Below are 18996 nucleotides of genomic sequence, written 5' to 3'. Positions count from 1 at the left end.
TGGGCTTGATAGGCTAGGGTAACCAGCAGTCGGTTTACTCAAAAACCCCTGTCGATAAATATCGGTCACCACGGTCACAGATAATCGCCACGATCACCGCACCGGGATTCTCAGCAGCCACCCGCAGCGCGCCAGCAACCGCACCACCAGAACTGACACCACAAAAAATCCCCTCTTCCGTGGCCAGTCTTCGTGTCGTTACCTCGGCTTCACGCTGCGTGATATCCAGTACCTGATCAACCAACTCAGGGCGGAAAATCCCCGGCATGTATTCCGGTGACCAACGGCGAATACCAGGAATACTGCTGCCCTCCGCCGGTTGCAGGCCGATAATGGTAACTTGTGGGTTTTGGCTTTTCAGATATTGGCTAACGCCGGTAATCGTCCCTGTCGTTCCCATGCTGGACACAAAATGGCTCACTTTCCCCGCAGTTTGTTGCCAGATTTCCGGCCCGGTACCGGTGAAATGTGCATAGGGGTTGTCGATATTATTAAACTGATCCAACACTTTGCCCAACCCCTGAGCCTGCATCCTCAGCGCTTCATCGCGCGCGCCTTCCATTCCTTGCTCACGGCTAACCAAAATTAGCTCCGCACCGTAGGCACGCATTGCAGCCTGCCGCTCTTGGCTCATGTTTTCTGGCATCAGCAGCTTTAGCTTATAGCCCTTCATGGCCGCGATCATCGCCAGCGCAATACCGGTATTACCGCTGGTTGCCTCGATCAACACATTACCCGGTGCTATTTCACCACGTAATTCGGCCTGTTGGATCATTGCCAGTGCCGCGCGGTCTTTGACCGAGCCTGCCGGATTATTGCCTTCCAGTTTGACCCAAATCTGCGCATCCAGCCCTTGGCTTAAACGTTGCAGTTTGACGAGTGGGGTGTTGCCAATGCAGTGTTCGAGGGTTGTCACTGTAAATACCTATTCAATACCCTTTCTCCTTGAAGCGGCAGCTATGTTCACTGCTCTCACGAACCCGAATCACTTACTTATGTAAGCTCATCGGGATTATAAGCCTTATTGAGGCTCACCCTACGGGCCAGCGCAAGCGCTGTTCAAAATGGTTTACAACCAATTTATCGCTCGTTAGCTGCCTTGCTGCCACTCCAATGACGTTGGGTATAATTCTATGTTTACCAAAAGAAGAAAAACTTATCAGGCGCTTTGCGCTAACGCAATGGGTTGTAATAATTGGTCGCCAGAATATAAGCGTGCATTTAACCCGCCCACATAATAACGATTACCGCGCACCGGGGCGTCAATTTCGCCTTCCGGCAGTACCACACTGATAGGATCCTGATGCCAACCAATAGGTTGCACCGTCAATTGCCAGAAATGCCCACGCGGGCTGACTTCAAGCACCTGAACCGGTAGCGGGCAACGAGCACTGGCGTGTGTATTGACTTCCATCTCCCACGGTCGCAGGAATAAATCAACACTGCCCTGATGCATCGGTGCCAAATCCAGCGGCCAGTGGTGCGCGCCAATATAGAGTTGTGAGCCTCGAATCTCCCCACTCAAGCGATTAACTTCACCCAGAAACTCCAACACAAAGCGGGTCGCAGGGTAGCGCCACACTTCATCTGGTGTCCCGACCTGCTCGATATTACCCTGGCTCATCACTACCACCCGATCAGCAACTTCCATTGCTTCTTCCTGATCGTGGGTAACGAATACGCTGGTAAATTTCAGTTCTTCGTGTAGCTGGCGTAACCAGCGACGTAACTCTTTACGCACCTGTGCATCCAGCGCACCGAATGGCTCATCCAGTAACAGGATTTGGGGTTCGACGGCCAACGCACGCGCCAAGGCCACACGCTGTTTCTGCCCACCAGAAAGTTGTGATGGATAACGGCTGGCAAGGTGCCCTAACTGCACCATTTCTAACAGTTGTTCTACTTTCTGCTTGATGGCTGCCGCATTCGGCCGCTCGCGGCGCGGTAACACTGTCAAACCGAATGCAATGTTATCGAACACTGTCATATGGCGGAACAGGGCGTAATGCTGGAAAACAAACCCGACACGTCGATCACGGGCATGCAGGCGGCTAACGTCAGTGCCATGGAAACTTAAACGCCCGGCGTTCTGGTTCTCCAGCCCGGCGATAATGCGCAGCAGGGTCGTTTTCCCCGAACCGGAAGGACCAAGCAAGGCCACCATCTGACCAGAAGGAATATCAAGCCGGATGTCATTCAGTACCTTGGTACGACCAAAATACTTGCTGATATTATCAATCTCAATGCTCATGCTTTTGCTCCTGTTCGAGACGAACAACCTGACGCGCTAAGCGCCATTGCAGGCCACTTTTCAGAAAAAGGGTCAATATTGCCATCAGGGTCAGTAACGCGGCGGCGGTAAATGCCCCTGCGGTGTTGTAATCCTGATGCAACAACTCAACTTGCAGTGGCAAGGTGTAGGTTTCGCCACGAATAGAACCGGATACCACCGAGACGGCCCCGAACTCGCCAATAGCGCGGGCGTTGGTCAACACCACGCCATACAACAACGCCCAGCGAATGTTCGGTAACGTCACCCGACGGAACATCTGCCAGCCAGATGCCCCAAGTAATACTGCGGCTTCATCTTCCTGGCTGCCCTGACTCATCATTACCGGCACCAGTTCACGCACCACAAATGGGCAGGTGACAAAAATGGTGACCAGCACCATACCGGGCCAGGAGAACATCAATTGAATATCGTGAGAATCTAACCAGCCGCCCACCACACCATTTGAACCGTAAAACAGCAGGTACATCAGGCCGGCAACTACCGGTGAGACCGCAAACGGGATATCAATTAGGGTCATCAATAACTGGCGGCCGGGAAATACAAACCGCGTCACCAACCATGCCAGTACTACACCAAACACCAAATTCACCGGCACCGTAATCAGTGCCACCAGCACAGTCAGCCAAATGGCATGCAGCATGTCTGGGTCTAATAAATTTTGCCCAACCACCGCAATTCCTTTGGAAAAAGCGGTGATAAAGATCCACGCCATCGGGATCACTAACAGTAAAAATGAGAACACCGCGCCAATGGCGATCAGGGTCCATTTGCCCCAATTGATGGGTGGGCGGGCCACGCCGTTAAATTCAGTGATATCAGCCATCAGTGCCCGCCTATCCGCCGACCAAAGCGGCTTTGTAACGTGTTAATACCAAACAGCAATACCAGTGAAACAGCCAGAATAACGGAAGCAATGGCACTGGCAGCCGGGTAATCAAATTCTTGTAGCCGGATGAAGATCATCAGCGAGGTGACTTCTGTCTTCCAGGCAATGTTACCGGCGATAAAGATAACTGCGCCAAACTCCCCCAGACTGCGGGTAAAGGATAAAGCAGTGCCTGCCAGTAACGCCGGAGCCAGTTCTGGCATCACCACCAGCCGGAAGCTCTGCCAACGGCTGGCACCGAGAGTTTCTGCGGCTTCTTCATATTCGGGACCCAATTCTTCCAACACCGGTTGTACGGTGCGCACCACAAACGGCAAACTGGTGAATGCCATCGCTACGGCAATCCCCAACCAGGTAAAGGAAACTTTAATCCCTAGTTCGTTTAACCAGGCACCGTACCAGCCCGTAGTAGAAAACAGCGTTGCCAGTGTCAAACCCGCCACTGCCGTGGGTAAGGCGAACGGTAAATCCATCAAACCATCCAGCAAACTGCGGCCAGGGAACTGATAGCGGGTCAAGATCCATGCCATCAACATGCCAAAAACCGCATTAAATATGCTGGCAACGCCTGCGGCCAGTAAGGTCACCTTATAAGCAGCGACCACTTGGGGGTTAGTAATCACCTCCCAGTACTGGGCCCAACTCATCTGTGCAACCTGCATGACTAACGCGCTGAGCGGTAATAATAAGATCAGGCAGGTGTAAAGCAGGCTGCTCCCAAGACTGAGGGTAAATCCGGGCAGAACCCGTTTACTGGATGCCGACAACATTACTGATGCCCTTGCGCTAACAATTTATCCAGCACACCGCCAGTCACAAAATGGGTGCTCATCACCTGCGGCCAGCTACCGAATTGATCTTCAACACGGAATAGTTTGGTTTGTGGGAATTGGGACTTAGCTGCTTCCATTGCCGCTTTGTCGTAAACCCGATAATTGAAGCTGGTGATCACTTGCTGCGCTGGCGGGCTGTAGAGATAGTTGAGATAAGCTTTAGCCGCTTTCTCAGTGCCATTTTTCTCGACATTCTTATCCACCCAGGCCACTGGGAATTCAGCCAGAATATCTACCGGCGGGACAATTACTTCGTATTTATCACTGCCATACTCTTTGCGGATATTGTTAACTTCCGATTCAAAACTGATCAGCACATCACCCAACCCGCGTTCGACGAAGGTGGTGGTAGCACCACGGCCACCGGTATCAAACACCACCACATTGGTCAGAAAACGCTTCATCCAGTCGCGGGTTTTGGCCTCATCTTTGCCATTCGCTTGTTGGGTAGCGCCCCAGGCTGCCAGATAGGTATAACGGCCATTGCCAGAAGTTTTTGGATTCGGGAACACCAGTTTGACGTCTTCACGCACCAAATCATCCCAGTTGTGGATATTCTTTGGATTGCCCTTACGTACCAGGAACGCCATGGTGGAATAGAACGGTGAGCTGTTATTAGGTAAACGCGCCTGCCAGTCTGCCGGGATCAGATTGCCGCGGTCATGTAGGATCTGCACATCGGTGACCTGGTTATAGGTCACTACATCTGCTTTCAAGCCCTGTAAGATAGCCAAAGCCTGTTTAGACGACCCGGCATGAGATTGTTTGATGGTCAGCTTGTCGCCGGGATTCTGCTGCTCCCACTGTTGCTGGAAGCCTGGATTGAGTGCCGTGAATAACTCGCGGGAAACATCATAAGAGCTGTTAAGTAACTCAGTGGCAGAGGCAGTTGCACTGCCGAAAATTAACGCGCTTAATAAGGCAACACGGTGCCATCCTTTATGCGTAGCGCTCTTCACTGAAGTCTGTTTCATGCTGCACCTTATTCACTGAGTTCATCCGACAGGCATGTCATTAAATGTGAGCAGTGCCTGTAATATGTTCAGTGTATTTATAACTAGGTGCATACCTATAATGCTTTTATATACCGTTTAGTGATGTTCAAGTATCAAATGCTCTAAGCCAGCAACCGCGCTGGTCGCCAGCCACTCCCTTTTGCCCATTGAAAACCCGGCCAACCTGCACCGGGTGATAGAAAAGACTTATGGGTAAATATTGTCGGTTGCCAAACCCCTGACGCCCAGCCTTACGTACTTACAGCGATAATAATTGAGTCAGCGACGGGGCGAAGTAATAACTGCCGGTCACCGGCTTACTGAAACCTAATAACAGATCATGCTTATCGTCTATTGAGCCAAACATACTTAATAATTGCTGTTCGATATTATGTAAGCGCGCGCAATAAGCAATAAAGTACAACCCGTGTTTGCCACTGGCGGTACCGTAAGGCAAGCTTTGGCGCAAAATTTTCAGCCCTTTGCCATTTTCTTTTAAATCGACGCGGCTGACATGGGAAGTTTCCGGGCGCTGATCCGACGGCAACTCCTCGCTGCCATGTTTGGTACGCCCGATAATTTGCTCTTGCTTGTGTTCAGGAATGCGCTGCCATTTTTTCAGGTCGTGCTCATAACGCTGTACCAGCACATAGCTGCCACCGGCATCTTCCTCACCGTCCGCAATCACCGCCACTTCCGGGCGGCTATCCCCTTGCGGGTTTTCGGTGCCATCAATAAAACCAGTAAGATCACGTTCTTCTACCCAGCGGAAGCCATGTGTCTCTTCTTCAACGGTAATCGCATCACCAAAAGCGGCCACCGCAGCCTGCGCTAAAGTAAAGTTGATATCCTGACGCAATGACTGAATATGAATCAACAAATCGCGTTGTGTTGCGGGGGCGACGATTGGCGCTTTGCCTAATGGCACAAAGGGTTTTAACTCATTAGCCCCTTTACCGCCGGATAGGTCATGCCAAATATCAGAACCAAAAGCAATGACAGCGCCTAAATGCTCGTTAGGAAATTCTTGCTGTAATTCCTGCAATGATTGACAGAATTGCTTGCATCCCTGACGAATAGCATCTAGCTCGCCCTGTACTTTTGCTTCCATAAAGATGGCAAAACGACAATGTTCCAGCAGAATGCCACTCTGAACTTGAGTCATGTTTGGTTCCTCACAAAATATCGGTGTTGATTATGGCGAATATAATAGCGGAACCGATTAGGATTACCTTGCGACAACGCAAAATAAATTTAGGCAGAGGAAGTGATACCACAGGTGGGAATATTATTAGCTAATTCACAAAAGAGAACCAAAGCAATGATAAACAATACCGCCCTACATTATTGGCGTTACAGCAAGACAGCAAACGAAGGATAAAACTGCCAGAAGCCGATTTGAACGTGGCTTGCAGCGGCCTCACCTTAGCAGGCCCAGGCAATGGGCCGAGTAATGCGTGCCGCTAACACTGCTGTAACGCCAGGGAAGAAGAGGCGGTTACTCGCCTTTAGCTCGCCAGATAATCTTGCTCACTTTCCAACTTTGCAATGTATCATCGGATGGCATTAAACCTTCAGGACCATGCCAGTCGCCATCAAACAAATAGCTGACGTGCTTGCTGTCCGGTGCCGCACACTCTATTTGTGCGCTATCATCACCACTGCCTTTACGGCAAACACCAAAGGCTTTTTTATATAGCTCGCTAAATGGTGTGCCAACCGTCACCCCCCACTGGCTGGGAATAGCCTTATCCATAACATCAATGCGTTCTACCGTGCCTTTCTGCTGCCCAGAGATAACCAGCTTGATTTGGCCCTCTTTCATCGCCTGATAGAAGGAAATCAATTTACCGTCTTTGGTCGCCATACCACTACGCAACCGATAATCGCCTTTTAGCCCTTCTTTGATGTCACTCTCAGTCAACGCAGTAGTGGCGGTAACGCCGCCGACACCCTGATCAGTCACCTGCATACTGCTGCTGCCAAACCAATTGAGTGGCGACAGACTAGACCAGGAAAAACCTGACATGGTTGAGCACCCGGCTAACAACAAAGGGGCACCCAGTAATAACAATCTCACCCCAGACAACCGTGGGCGAATATTCATCTAAAGCTCCTTATAAAACCACCGCATCCGGTAAGCTGTTCTGCATTGTACAAGGTACAGAGGGCATCTACATGCGCAGTTTAAAAATGATAACCAGTGGTTTGAGTCCACACAGTTAAAAAAGTGCCCTAACGCTACCGGCTTTAATTGTTATAACCAGTAAATAGGTCTATACCCTAAATAATTCGAGTTGCAGGAAAGCGGCAAGCGAGAGAGTCCCGATGAGCTTACTGTCGTAAGTGATTCGGGTTATTTAGTGTAGCCAACGCACATGCAGCTTGAAGTATGACGGGTCTAATCGAATAGACTTGCGGCCACGGTATTGCAATACTTCAGCACGCCTTAACGCAAATTTGGTCTACTATTGGGTACCACAGAGGCTTGTGCAGTTTTTGTTTTCAAACGTAATGATTCATTCATTGAAGGAGCAATAAAATGAAGAAATTAACCTTAGCGGCAACCTTAATTATGTTATGCGGCACGCCGTTATTGGCGCAAAGTGCGACCAATACCGCGCAAGGGGGCTTCGACGGCCCGGCAGCAACACAGACACAGCCAGCAACTCAGGGTGGGTTCTCTGGCCCAAGTGTAACCAATACCACGGTAGACAAAGTCAAAACGATGCGTGATGACACTCGTGTCACTCTGCAAGGGAATATCGTTGAGCGTTTAGGTCACGATACTTATACTTTCCGCGACAGCACCGGTACCATCACCGTTGATATTGATAACAAACGCTGGAACGGCCAAACCATCACGCCACAAGATAAAATACAAATCGAAGGGAAAGTTGATAAAGACTGGAATTCGGTAGAAGTTGATGTGAAAAGTATTACCAAGATTAAGTAATTAATCTTTACCCTATCCTCTGCTGCTTTATCAGCTTTTGGGGATAGGGTTATTGTCATATTAAGGTTAAGACCAACCTTAATACTCCTGATCGACAATCAGCCGTTTGCCCAGCATGATGCTGTCTTGGGTTTCATAATCAAGTTTTTCATACATGCCGATCACTGCATCATTGTCTTCGCGCACCATAATGTTGAGCTTTGGGCAGCCACGGGCGATGAGTTTCTTTTCCAAACGGCTGATCAGCGCATTGGCAAAGCCACGACCACGGAAATCAGGATGGACCCCCAGATAATAAGCCGAGCCACGGTGACCGTCGTAACCGCCCATGATTGAACCCACAATGGCACCGCTCACTTCCGCCACTAAAAACAGTTCGGGCGAGTGATTCAACTTACGCTCAATATCCATTTCTGGATCATTCCAAGGCCGCAGCAAGTCGCAATGCTCCCACAGCAGAATCACTTCTTCAAAATCGTCTTGCTGAAATACGCGGATTTCCATGGATGTTCGCACCCTTGAGTAATATGGATATTCTGATTATCGTGGCAATATTATATCACGCAATATTAAAGTGATATTTCCCACTGTGATAGTGAGTAATGATATTTGAGAAGAAGCAGATAAATCTTGCCGATCTTGCGGCTTAATACCCGCGAATCCACACAGAAAGTACAATAATGGCGGCGAATCGAGGTATACTTGGCCCCTAAATATTTGCAAGCTAATAGAACCCCCGCTGATGAATTCACCCGATATCGCTCAAATCAAAACCTACCTGCTGGCTTTGCAGGATAAAATCTGTGCCGCACTGACACATGCCGATGGCCGGGCGACCTTCACAGAAGAGACCTGGACCCGCGAAGAAGGTGGCGGTGGGCGCAGCCGAGTATTGGTTAATGGAGCAGTATTTGAGCAGGCAGGGGTGAATTTCTCTCATGTGTCAGGTGCAGCATTACCCGCATCCGCTACCGCACATCGCCCCGAATTGGCCGGTCGTAGTTTTCAGGCATTGGGGGTGTCGCTGGTGATTCATCCGCTAAGCCCTTATCTGCCCACCAGCCATGCCAATGTGCGTTTCTTTATTGCTGAGAAACCCGGCGAAGATCCAGTATGGTGGTTTGGTGGCGGTTTCGATTTAACCCCTTACTACGGCTTTGAAGAAGATGCTATTCACTGGCATCAGACCGCCCATCAGTTATGCCAACCTTTCGGCAAAGAAGTCTACCCGCGCTATAAAAAATGGTGTGACGATTACTTTTATATCAAGCACCGTAATGAAGCGCGTGGCATTGGCGGCCTGTTTTACGATGACTTGAATAGCCCTGATTTTGATACCTGTTTCCGCTTCACTCAGGCAGTGGGCGATGGTTTCCTTGACGCTTATATGCCAATTGTTGCACGGCGCAAAGCATTGAGTTGGGGTGAGCAGGAGCGCCAGTTCCAGCTTTATCGCCGTGGGCGTTATGTAGAATTTAATCTGGTGTGGGACCGCGGCACCTTGTTCGGTTTGCAAACCGGTGGTCGCACCGAATCTATTTTAATGTCTCTGCCACCATTGGTGCGCTGGGAATATAACTATCAGCCGGCAGAAGATAGCGCTGAAGCGGCGTTGTATCGCGATTTTCTGCCAGTAAAAGAGTGGCTAGCGATCGGAGAACAACACTGATGCAAATTTGGGTTGATGCGGACGCCTGTCCGAATGTGATTAAAGAGGTGTTATTCCGTGCCGCAGATCGTACCGGCATGATGGTCACGCTGGTGGCTAATCAGCCATTGAAAACCCCGCCATCAAAATTTATCCGTACCCTGCAAGTCGCCTCCGGTTTTGATGTTGCCGATAACGAAATTGTGCAGCGGGTGGAGAAAAATGATCTGGTGATAACCGCAGATATCCCGTTGGCGGCAGAGGTGATTGAAAAAGGCGGTATCGCCCTGAATCCACGGGGTGAGCGCTATACGCCAGATACCATCCGTGAACGGCTGAATATGCGTGACTTTATGGATACCATGCGCGCCAGCGGTATTCAAACCGGTGGGCCTAACACTTTAAATCAGCGTGACCGCCAGCAATTTGCCAACGAACTGGATAAGTGGTTACAGCAAGCGGCCAGAAGCCTATAAGCAAAAACCCGCCGAAGCGGGTTGAGGTAAGTAATTCGGGTGAGCATTGCCGCTAACAACGCGGCAATGCTAAGGAAAAAGCGTATTTATAAAGGTTCGGTCTGCGCTTCAACCACCGCTAACGCCACCATATTCACGATCCGGCGCACCGAAGCAATTGGCGTCAAAATATGCACCGGTTTCGCCACGCCCATCAGCACTGGCCCAACCGTTACCCCTTCAGATGATGTCACCCGCAGCAGGTTGTAACTGATACGGGCCGCTTCCATATTCGGCATAATCAACACGTTGGCAGCACCTTTCAATGGGCTGTCTGGCATCAGGTTATGGCGAATACTTTCCACCAGCGCGGCATCACCGTGCATTTCACCGTCAATTTCCAGCTCTGGCGCCATCTGATTAACCAACTCCAACGTGCGGCGCATTTTACGTGCGGCTGGGCAGTCTGAGGTGCCAAAACTTGAATGAGATAACAGTGCCACTTTCGGTTCAATCCCGAAGCGACGCACGGTTTCAGCAGCCATTAAGGTAATCTCAGCCAACTGCTCAGGTGTCGGATCATCGTTGACATAAGTATCTGCAATAAAGGTGTTACCGGTGGGTAGCAACAGTGCATTCATCGCACCCGCCACATGAGCACCTTCACGGAAACCGAACACTTTCTCTACCACATCGTAATGTTCATGATAGGTACCGATAGTGCCACAAATCATCGCATCAGCTTCACCACGGTGCACCATGATCGAACCAATCAACGTTGGATTACCAATCACGGCGCGGCGGGCTTGCTCTTGCGAAACGCCACGGCGTTTCATGATTTGATAATACTCTTGCCAGTATTCGTTAAAACGCGGATCGGATTCGTTGTTAACCACTTCAAAGTCTTTACCCGCTGTAATTTGTAGGCCCAACTTCTTCAGTCGGGTCTCAATCACACTCGGGCGACCAATCAGAATAGGATAAGCCAACCCCTGCGAGATCAACTCCTGAGTGGCATGCAGCACCCGCTCTTCTTCCCCTTCCGCCAATACCACCCGTTTCATCTCTTTCTTCGCCTGCGAGAAGATAGGTTTCATAAACAGGTTAGTTTTGTAGACAAATTCAGACAGCTTTTCGATGTAAGCACTGAAATCTGCGATTGGCCGGGTTGCCACACCAGAGTCCATCGCCGCTTTAGCCACTGCCGGTGCAATTTTTACAATCAGGCGTGGGTCAAATGGTTTAGGAATTATGTACTCAGGGCCAAAGGACAAATCTTGCTCACCATAAGCGGAGGCCACAACATCGCTCTGTTCAGCCAGCGCCAGATCCGCAATGGCATGGACACAAGCCAGTTTCATCTCTTCATTAATAGTGGTGGCCCCGACATCCAGCGCGCCACGGAAGATGAACGGGAAGCACAGTACGTTGTTAACCTGATTCGGATAATCCGAGCGGCCAGTGCAAATAATCGCATCAGGGCGCACCGCTTTCGCCAACGGCGGCAGGATTTCGGGTTCCGGGTTCGCCAGTGCCAAAATCAGTGGGTTAGGTGCCATGGTTTTCACCATGTCCTGAGTTAAAACGCCCGGACCAGAACAGCCGAGGAAGATGTCCGCACCTGGCATCGCATCACCCAGTGTACGCTGACCATTATCTTCAATCGCATACGCCGCTTTGGTTTGCGCCATATTGGCTTCACGGCCTTTATAAATCACACCTTTGGAATCGCATGCAGTAATATTGTGATGCTTTAATCCCAGCGCCACCAGCAGGTTTAAACAGGCAATCGATGCCGCCCCTGCCCCGGACACCACCAGTTTCACATCACCGATATCTTTCTTCACCACCCGCAGACCATTGAGTACCGCAGCGGTACAGATAATCGCCGTGCCATGCTGATCATCGTGAAATACCGGGATCTTCATGCGTTCACGCAATTTCTGCTCAATATAGAAACATTCCGGCGCTTTGATATCTTCCAGATTAATGCCACCGAATGTCGGTTCCAGAGACGCGATAATATCAATCAGTTTGTCTGGATCGAGTTCATCCACTTCAATGTCAAACACGTCAATACCTGAAAATTTCTTAAACAGCACGCCCTTGCCTTCCATGACCGGTTTACCGGCCAATGCGCCGATATTACCCAGCCCCAGCACCGCAGTACCATTGGAAATCACAGCGACCAAATTACCGCGAGCCGTGTATTTGTAAGCAGCCAAAGGATCAGCGGCAATTTCCAAACACGGTGCCGCCACTCCAGGCGAGTAGGCCAGCGCCAAATCCCGTTGGGTTGCTAGCGGTTTGGTTGGCGACACCTGAATTTTCCCTGGGGTTGGATATTGGTGAAAATCAAGCGCACTCTGTTTCAACTGTTCGTCCATTGTAGGTTCCCTTTGCTTTTATTATTCAAGGTTATACCCAAGGAACTTGAAATCGCAGGCAGGCAGCAAGCAAACGAATCCCGATAATCTTACTCAGGTAAGTGATTCGGGTGAATAAACGTCGCTAACACCACAGCGACTTCAAGGTCGAAGGGTATATATGACCAATAACAGAACCAGTATAGTGAGTGATTTATCACAATCTATGAAGCAGGCCATACTCTGCATAACATTTTTGCTTCAATTGAAGAATTTACTTATCAATCAGAGAGGATGGTCAACAATAGGGGGAATAAATGCCGCTAATAACACGGCAATATCGGTAAGAAAGGTATTTATTTGAACCAATTATGAATTTGGGCGTATTGCAATAGCATGATCGTCTTACCATCTTTAATGCGGCCATCAGCAATCATGGTAATGGCTTCGCTGAACGGCAATTCAACCACGTCGATCACCTCATCCTCCACGCCGACATCATCAGTGATTTTCTGATCTGGATGATATTCCGCCGCAAAGAAATAGACGATTTCAGTCACGCCACCCGGCGACATATAAGCTTCAAACAGCTTCTGCACCTTATCAACCTGGTAGCCGGTCTCTTCCATCGCTTCACGGCGGATACACTCTTCCGGTGAGTCGTTATCCAGTAAACCGGCACAGGCTTCCAGCAACATGCCTCCAGGATTGCCATTCACATAGGTTGGCATGCGAAATTGCTCAATCAGCACCACGGTGCCCTTCTGGCGGTTATACAGCAAGATGGTTGCGCCGTTACCCCGGTCATACACTTCGCGAACCTGTTGTACTGACTTTCCGTTATCGGTAATTAAATTAAAAGTGTATTTGTGTAGCTGGAACCAGTTCTTGGATAATAATTCACTCTGAATATTTTCAATTTTGACTGACATAAACCCTTCTTTAATCTGGTTAATAGTCATTAGCGTAATCGGTCACTTGCAAGGTTATACACCTCGCTACGATCTCTTTTTCCTACTGCAACCACAGCAACGATCAACACATCATCGATAATTTCATACACTAATCGAAATCCAGAGGATCGTAATTTAATTTTGTAGCAGTTTTTCATACCACGTAGTTTAGCGCTTTCAATATGCGGATTATCGCTGCACTTTTTTAATTTCTTGGCAAATTGCTGTTGTATCGTCTTATCCAGTTTGTGCCATTCCTTTAGCGCTTCTTCTCTGAACTTAACGGCATAGGTCATAGATAGCTATCCAAATCGATATCAAGCAAGGGTTGATGGCGCCGCCTGTTAACCAACTCAGCTAATTCGTGATCATCAAGCGCTTCCATTATTTGTTCATACAGTTCTGCGGGTACACAATAGAATGCGGGTTGATTGCGGTTCAGGATAGCTACGGGGAAACCGGCCCCAGCGTTCACTGTTGCCATTGGATTTTTTTTCAGTTCGCTCACGCTGGCACTGGTATCAGTCAAAATTATACTTGGCATAGGCACCTCAAAAAGACCTGTTAACAGGTCTCATTATGCGAGCAGTGACACAATAAAGCAATAAAAATGCCCTGTCGACACAACGTCAACAGGGCATCTCAACAGCGAAAAGTACGACGAAAGAGGTCGGTTAGAAGCCGGTAGGAACATCCTTCATATCCGGCAACTTATGAGCGATCCCTTTGTGGCAGTCGATACAGGTTTTCCCTTCGGTTATCGCCTGACTGTGCATTTTTGCCGCCACCGTTTTTTGGGCGGTGAAATCCATATTGTCGAAATTATGGCAGTTGCGGCATTCTTGCGAGCCATTGGCTTTCATCCGCGCCCACTCATTTTCGGCCATGGTCAGGCGGTGAGCTTCAAACTTCTGCGGGGTATCAATTAAACCAAAGGCCTTGGCATACAGCTCTTTACTCGCTTTGATCTTACGCAGCATCTTTGGCCCCCACTCATGGGGAACATGGCAATCCGGGCAGGTCGCCTTCACACCACTGCGGTTGCTGTAATGGATGGTCCCCATATATTCCTGATAAACGTTATCTTTCATCTCATGGCAGCTAATACAGAATTTCTCAGTATTCGCCATCTCCATACCGGTGTTAAATCCACCCCAGAAAATGATGCCACTGATAAAGCCAATCAGCAGTAAAGTCCCGAGCGCCAGCCGGCTTGGCCTGCGCCACCACTGCCATGTACGTCTGATAACACCGGGCTTTTTAGTTTCGCTCATAACTTATCTCGCTTATCGCTCATTTCGGTTATTGGCCAAAGCCAGGGGCTGGCTGGAAGCTGTTACCGACAATCGGCGCGGCATCGGTTTGTGGCACATGGCATTGCAGACAGAAATAGCGACGTGGTGAGACTTCGCTCGATACTTTGCCATCACGGTCAATAAAGTGAGTTGGGCTGACACGCGGTGCTCCAGTGGTGCGATAGTGCTCCACACCATGGCATTGCAGGCAACGGTTGGTATTTTTACTGATTTGATAGCCATCCACGCTATGCGGGATAAGCGGGGGTTGGTTAACATAGTTCAATGCCATGCGCTGTTGCTGTTTCGGCATTTTCACTTTGCCTTCAGCCGTGCCAGAGACTTCTGGTGATTGAGTCAAGTCCATTTCAACATTGCTGGCAGCAGTGGCTGCACCGGCGATCACCAACACCGCCAGCAGCGATATGACTGACAAAAACCGGCGGTTTAATGATTTAAAAATCGTGTTATTCATTATTTTCTCCTGAGTACACCGTCTTTTCCTGAGCATCCCTGGATGAGGGGTATAACTGGCTGCTCATGCCCACCCCGCAGGGCAGGCAATCTCAATTACGCCACTACCCGCGCCAATTTCACTGCACATTTTTTGAAGTCAGTTTCTTTGGATAACGGATCGGTGGCATCCAGCGTCAGGTTATTGACCAACTGTGCAGCATCGAAGAACGGCATATACACCAGTCCTTGCGGTGGGCGGTTACGGCCACGGGTTTCCACCAATGAGATAACTTCACCACGGCGTGAAATCACTTTCACTTTGTCGCCACGCCGCAAATCGCGGGCTTTGGCATCCAGTGGGTGAATGAATAGCACCGCTTCAGGGAAAGCGCGGTGTAACTCAGGGACGCGACGGGTCATTGAACCGGTATGCCAATGCTCCAGCACACGGCCGGTAGAGAGCCACAGGTCATATTCCTGATCCGGGCTTTCAGCCGCAGGCTCGTAGGGCAGCGCAAAGATTACTGCCTTGCCATCAGGTTTACCGTAGAAACGCACGTCTTCGCCTTTCGGCACGAAGGGATCGAACCCCTCACGGTAACGCCAGAGCGTTTCTTTACCATTGACTACCGGCCAGCGCAGACCGCGCTCTTGGTGATAACGGTCAAACGGCGCTAAATCATGGCCGTGTCCGCGACCAAAATCGGCATACTCTTCAAACAGCCCTTTCTGAATGTAGAAGCCGAAATCGCGTGCTTCGTCATTCAATTGATCGGCAGGGATTTCACTCAGCGGGTATTTGCTTACCACATCGTTGGCAAACAACACGTCATACAGCGTCTTACCGCGATATTCTGGTTTCTTATCGACCAACTCAGCAGGCCAAACCTCTTCAACCTTAAAGCGTTTGGCAAACTCAATAATCTGCCATAAGTCAGATTTCGCCTCGCCCGGTGCCGGGACTTGCTGACGCCAGAATTGGGTGCGCCGTTCAGCATTACCATAAGCGCCTTCTTTTTCCACCCACATTGCCGTCGGTAGAATCAGATCAGCCGCCAGCGCACTGACAGTGGGATAGGGATCAGAAACCACAATAAAGTTGCGTGGATCACGCCAACCCGGCATGCGCTCTTCATTGATATTCGGACCCGCTTGCATGTTGTTATTACACATCACCCAGTAAGCATTAAGGGTACCGTCTTTCAGCGCGCGGTCTTGCGCCACTGCATGCAACCCCACTTTCTCAGGGATAGTGCCGGCAGGCAGTTGCCACTTGGTTTCAGCAATCTGGCGATGTTTTTCGTTGGTAACCACCATATCTGCCGGTAGGCGATGGGAGAAGGTTCCCACTTCACGGGCCGTGCCACAAGCAGAAGGCTGGCCGGTCAGAGAGAATGGACCAGACCCCGGTTTAGAGATTTTGCCGGTTAACAGGTGCAGGTTGTAGCACATGTTGTTGGCCCAAACTCCACGGGTGTGTTGGTTAAAGCCCATAGTCCAGTAGGAGACTAATTTTACTTTCGGATCGGCATACAACTGCGCCAAAGACACCAGTTGGTCCTCCGGCACACCGCTCATTTTAGCGGTTTTCTCTAGGGTATATTCGGCGACAAACGCTTTGAAATCATCAAAACTCATCGGCTCGGAGGCATCACTACCTGGATTCTTGGCGGCTTTTTCCAATGGATGGGTTGGGCGCAGGCCATAACCGATATCGGTGGCACCACGGCGGAAATTCACATGGCGGTCGAGGAAGCCCTGATCAACGGCATTATTCTGGATAATGTAATTGGCAATGTAATTCATGATGGCCAGATCGGTCTGCGGTGTGAAAACGATCGGGTTATCTGCCAGTTCAAAACTACGGTGTTCGAAGGTGGAAAGGACAGCGATTCTGACATTGTCATCGGTCAGGCGGCGGCTGGTCATGCGCGACCACAAAATCGGGTGCATTTCCGCCATATTGGAACCCCAGAGCACGAATGCATCTGCTTCTTCAATATCATCGAAGCAACCCATAGGTTCATCCATACCAAAGGTACGCATAAAACCTACCACCGAAGAGGCCATACAATGACGCGCGTTTGGATCCAGGTTGTTGGAGCGGAAGCCTGCTTTCAGCAACTTGGAAGCCGCATAGCCCTCCCATACCGTCCATTGGCCGGAGCCGAACATCCCCACCGAGGTTGGGCCTTTTTCTTTTAGCGCATTTTTGAATTTCAGCTCCATGATATCAAAGGCTTTCTCCCAACTGATCGGAGTAAAATCACCTTCTTTATCATACTGACCGTCTTTCATGCGCAGCAGCGGTTGAGTCAGGCGGTCTTTGCCATACATGATTTTCGGCAGGAAATAGCCTTTGACGCAGTTCAGCCCACGGTTAACCGGTGAGTCCGGGTCCCCTTGCGACGCCACAATGCGGCCATTTTGTGTTCCGACCAATACACCGCAGCCAGTACCACAGAATCGGCAAGGTGCTTTATCCCATTTTATTGCATTTGTGGTCTCACCCACGACGGCTTTAGCGACTGTAGGTATGGTCAATCCGGCGGCTGCTGCTGCGGCTACTGCAGCATTGGCCTTCATAAAATCCCGGCGGCTGAGTTTCATGGTATTTCCTCACCTTGGCTTTCCTGCTGGTGATAAACCAGCGATACGGCCAGCACACCATCCAGATTACGTGCTGACTCAATATGATTCAGGAGCACGTCTGAGCGCGCTGCCTGCATAACCACCACCAATTTGCCCAGAGCAGCATCACTGGTGGGTATTTCTGTTCCCGGAATAGCCAACAGGTCGTCGATCAGTTGTGCAATTCGCGCCGGTTTGGCTTGCAGCACCAATCCACAGACATGCCATTCGTTATCGTCCATCTTCACTCCGGGTAAGGGTTACTGCCTGAACTGGGCAACTGGATACACAGGCACCACATCCGTTACAAGCAGGGAGGTCTAATTCGGGCTGAGCAATGCCGTTTAAGCGCGGACGAAATAGAATTGCCCAGGTCTCACAGCTATCCTGACAGCTACGGCATTCAATATTGTGAAAAGGTAAACAGTGCGCTGAAATGTTGATTTTAAACTGCCACGGCACGCGATCTGTCGCGGTAAACACCCCCGCTTCACATACCTGCACACAGGCTTGGCAAAAACTACATTCAGCACGTTGGAAATCTATTTCGGGGAATCCACCACTGCCCACCCCTAATACACCGGTTTCACAGGCAGTCACACAGGCATGACAACGGGTACAGCCAGCAATAAAATCCGCTTCCATCACCGACCAGGGGGGTCTATGCGCTGAAAGTTCTCGTTTATCTACTTGCCAAAAGCCAGTCAGCAATTTACGCCGTGATAAATCAGTCATACTGATATCCTTAACATCTACTGGCGCGCCCGCATGTGCGATAGAGAAAGCTCAGATGCTCATACTCTGAATGATAATAATTCTTATTTTTATTAAAAAGATTCCCCAGTGTTGGGGTATTAGATACAGAATAATGAGTAATAAAATAATTACTCTTTAGGGTTAATCAGTAGTAGATATTGAGCAAGATCAATTAATTTAGTGGTTATTTACGCAGTTTGTCGCTGTTAAATCTATTTGCGTTATTACCTTTTTTATATAACGATTTACCTAATGAGAATGGCTATCAAATAAAATGCGTTTTTGGTAATTAATTCTTCAGGTAAACTCTTGCGGTTAAATGAGTTTGGCCTCAGTTTTGAGGTACACTTAGATCGCAGTTTTACTAACAATAATGGATAACATAGCCAGCTAAATTGGCTATCGAAAATAATCTGTATTCAACAACCAAATATTCAACGTCTATGCCCAATAGATTGCAAAATGCAGGAAGG

Annotated in this window: 20 protein-coding genes; 3 read left to right on the top strand and 17 right to left on the bottom strand. The window is 49.5% G+C overall.

Annotated elements, in window-relative coordinates; all coding sequences use genetic code 11:
• Positions 1–34: 34 nt before the first annotated feature.
• The 7 genes from cysM to EL015_RS06190 all read right to left on the bottom strand — a co-directional run bounded on the left by cysM (position 35) and on the right by EL015_RS06190 (position 7114).
• Positions 35–916, bottom strand: coding sequence for a cysteine synthase CysM (gene cysM / locus EL015_RS06220; RefSeq protein WP_005183790.1), 882 nt, complete (start codon positions 914–916; stop codon positions 35–37).
• Positions 917–1159: 243 nt separating this feature from the next.
• Positions 1160–2251 (bottom strand): sulfate/thiosulfate ABC transporter ATP-binding protein CysA, encoded by a 1092-nt coding sequence (cysA, locus tag EL015_RS06215; protein WP_032905968.1) that lies wholly within the window; start codon positions 2249–2251, stop codon positions 1160–1162.
• Positions 2241–3116 carry a sulfate/thiosulfate ABC transporter permease CysW gene (gene cysW / locus EL015_RS06210; protein WP_005183797.1) on the bottom strand — a complete coding sequence of 292 codons (876 nt, stop codon included), beginning with the start codon at positions 3114–3116 and terminating at the stop codon, positions 2241–2243. The genes cysA and cysW overlap by 11 nt, the downstream gene beginning before the upstream one ends.
• Positions 3116–3949 carry a sulfate/thiosulfate ABC transporter permease CysT gene (cysT, locus tag EL015_RS06205; RefSeq protein ID WP_032905969.1) on the bottom strand — a complete coding sequence of 278 codons (834 nt, stop codon included), beginning with the start codon at positions 3947–3949 and terminating at the stop codon, positions 3116–3118. Before cysT ends, cysW begins: the two co-directional genes overlap by 1 nt.
• Positions 3949–4986: a sulfate ABC transporter substrate-binding protein gene (locus EL015_RS06200; RefSeq protein WP_005183800.1), complete on the bottom strand. Its 1038-nt coding sequence runs from the start codon at positions 4984–4986 to the stop codon at positions 3949–3951. Before EL015_RS06200 ends, cysT begins: the two co-directional genes overlap by 1 nt.
• 280 nt (positions 4987–5266) lie before the next feature.
• A complete protein-coding gene (locus EL015_RS06195) occupies positions 5267–6172 on the bottom strand; it encodes a Dyp-type peroxidase (protein WP_005183803.1) in 906 nt (301 codons plus the stop codon).
• A gap of 333 nt (positions 6173–6505) precedes the next feature.
• Positions 6506–7114, bottom strand: coding sequence for an RpoE-regulated lipoprotein (locus tag EL015_RS06190; protein ID WP_005183809.1), 609 nt, complete (start codon positions 7112–7114; stop codon positions 6506–6508).
• Positions 7115–7549: 435 nt separating this feature from the next.
• Between EL015_RS06190 and EL015_RS06185 the strand changes: the two genes are divergently transcribed.
• The gene (locus tag EL015_RS06185; RefSeq protein WP_005183812.1) at positions 7550–7963 is read left to right on the top strand and encodes a YgiW/YdeI family stress tolerance OB fold protein; all 414 of its coding nucleotides are present in this window, start codon (positions 7550–7552) and stop codon (positions 7961–7963) included.
• A gap of 78 nt (positions 7964–8041) precedes the next feature.
• Here EL015_RS06185 and EL015_RS06180 read toward each other — a convergent pair whose 3' ends face one another.
• Entirely contained in the window at positions 8042–8467 is a 426-nt protein-coding gene (locus EL015_RS06180) for a GNAT family acetyltransferase (RefSeq protein ID WP_005183815.1), read from the bottom strand.
• A gap of 238 nt (positions 8468–8705) precedes the next feature.
• Here EL015_RS06180 and hemF point away from each other — a divergent pair, with 238 nt between their 5' ends.
• Both hemF and EL015_RS06170 read left to right on the top strand, forming a co-directional pair.
• Positions 8706–9632 carry an oxygen-dependent coproporphyrinogen oxidase gene (gene hemF, locus EL015_RS06175; RefSeq protein ID WP_005183819.1) on the top strand — a complete coding sequence of 309 codons (927 nt, stop codon included), beginning with the start codon at positions 8706–8708 and terminating at the stop codon, positions 9630–9632.
• Positions 9632–10087 (top strand): YaiI/YqxD family protein, encoded by a 456-nt coding sequence (locus EL015_RS06170; RefSeq protein ID WP_032905970.1) that lies wholly within the window; start codon positions 9632–9634, stop codon positions 10085–10087. Before hemF ends, EL015_RS06170 begins: the two co-directional genes overlap by 1 nt.
• Before the next feature lie 86 nt (positions 10088–10173).
• Here EL015_RS06170 and maeB read toward each other — a convergent pair whose 3' ends face one another.
• The 9 genes from maeB to napF form a co-directional block, all read right to left on the bottom strand.
• Positions 10174–12453, bottom strand: coding sequence for an NADP-dependent oxaloacetate-decarboxylating malate dehydrogenase (gene maeB / locus EL015_RS06165; RefSeq protein ID WP_005183822.1), 2280 nt, complete (start codon positions 12451–12453; stop codon positions 10174–10176).
• 335 nt (positions 12454–12788) lie between these two features.
• Positions 12789–13364, bottom strand: coding sequence for a GDP-mannose pyrophosphatase NudK (gene nudK / locus EL015_RS06160; protein ID WP_032906016.1), 576 nt, complete (start codon positions 13362–13364; stop codon positions 12789–12791).
• 29 nt (positions 13365–13393) lie between these two features.
• On the bottom strand, positions 13394–13681 hold the full coding sequence (locus EL015_RS06155) for a type II toxin-antitoxin system RelE family toxin (protein ID WP_032905972.1): 288 nt from the start codon (positions 13679–13681) through the stop codon (positions 13394–13396).
• Positions 13678–13929 (bottom strand): type II toxin-antitoxin system Phd/YefM family antitoxin, encoded by a 252-nt coding sequence (locus EL015_RS06150; protein WP_032905973.1) that lies wholly within the window; start codon positions 13927–13929, stop codon positions 13678–13680. The genes EL015_RS06155 and EL015_RS06150 overlap by 4 nt, the downstream gene beginning before the upstream one ends.
• 130 nt (positions 13930–14059) lie before the next feature.
• A complete protein-coding gene (gene napC, locus EL015_RS06145) occupies positions 14060–14659 on the bottom strand; it encodes a cytochrome c-type protein NapC (protein ID WP_005183830.1) in 600 nt (199 codons plus the stop codon).
• 28 nt (positions 14660–14687) lie between these two features.
• A complete protein-coding gene (napB, locus tag EL015_RS06140; protein WP_032905974.1) occupies positions 14688–15155 on the bottom strand; it encodes a nitrate reductase cytochrome c-type subunit in 468 nt (155 codons plus the stop codon).
• A gap of 95 nt (positions 15156–15250) precedes the next feature.
• Positions 15251–17746 (bottom strand): nitrate reductase catalytic subunit NapA, encoded by a 2496-nt coding sequence (napA, locus tag EL015_RS06135; RefSeq protein ID WP_032905975.1) that lies wholly within the window; start codon positions 17744–17746, stop codon positions 15251–15253.
• Positions 17743–18009 carry a chaperone NapD gene (gene napD / locus EL015_RS06130; RefSeq protein WP_032905977.1) on the bottom strand — a complete coding sequence of 89 codons (267 nt, stop codon included), beginning with the start codon at positions 18007–18009 and terminating at the stop codon, positions 17743–17745. Before napD ends, napA begins: the two co-directional genes overlap by 4 nt.
• The gene (napF, locus tag EL015_RS06125; protein ID WP_032905979.1) at positions 17999–18502 is read right to left on the bottom strand and encodes a ferredoxin-type protein NapF; all 504 of its coding nucleotides are present in this window, start codon (positions 18500–18502) and stop codon (positions 17999–18001) included. The genes napD and napF overlap by 11 nt, the downstream gene beginning before the upstream one ends.
• Positions 18503–18996 lie beyond the last annotated feature (494 nt).

Origin of the sequence: Yersinia intermedia (assembly GCF_900635455.1) — a bacterium.
GTDB classification, from domain to species: domain Bacteria; phylum Pseudomonadota; class Gammaproteobacteria; order Enterobacterales; family Enterobacteriaceae; genus Yersinia; species Yersinia intermedia.
The sequence above is the reverse complement of the archived record's forward strand: the minus strand, read 5'-3'. Positions and strand labels throughout refer to the sequence as shown.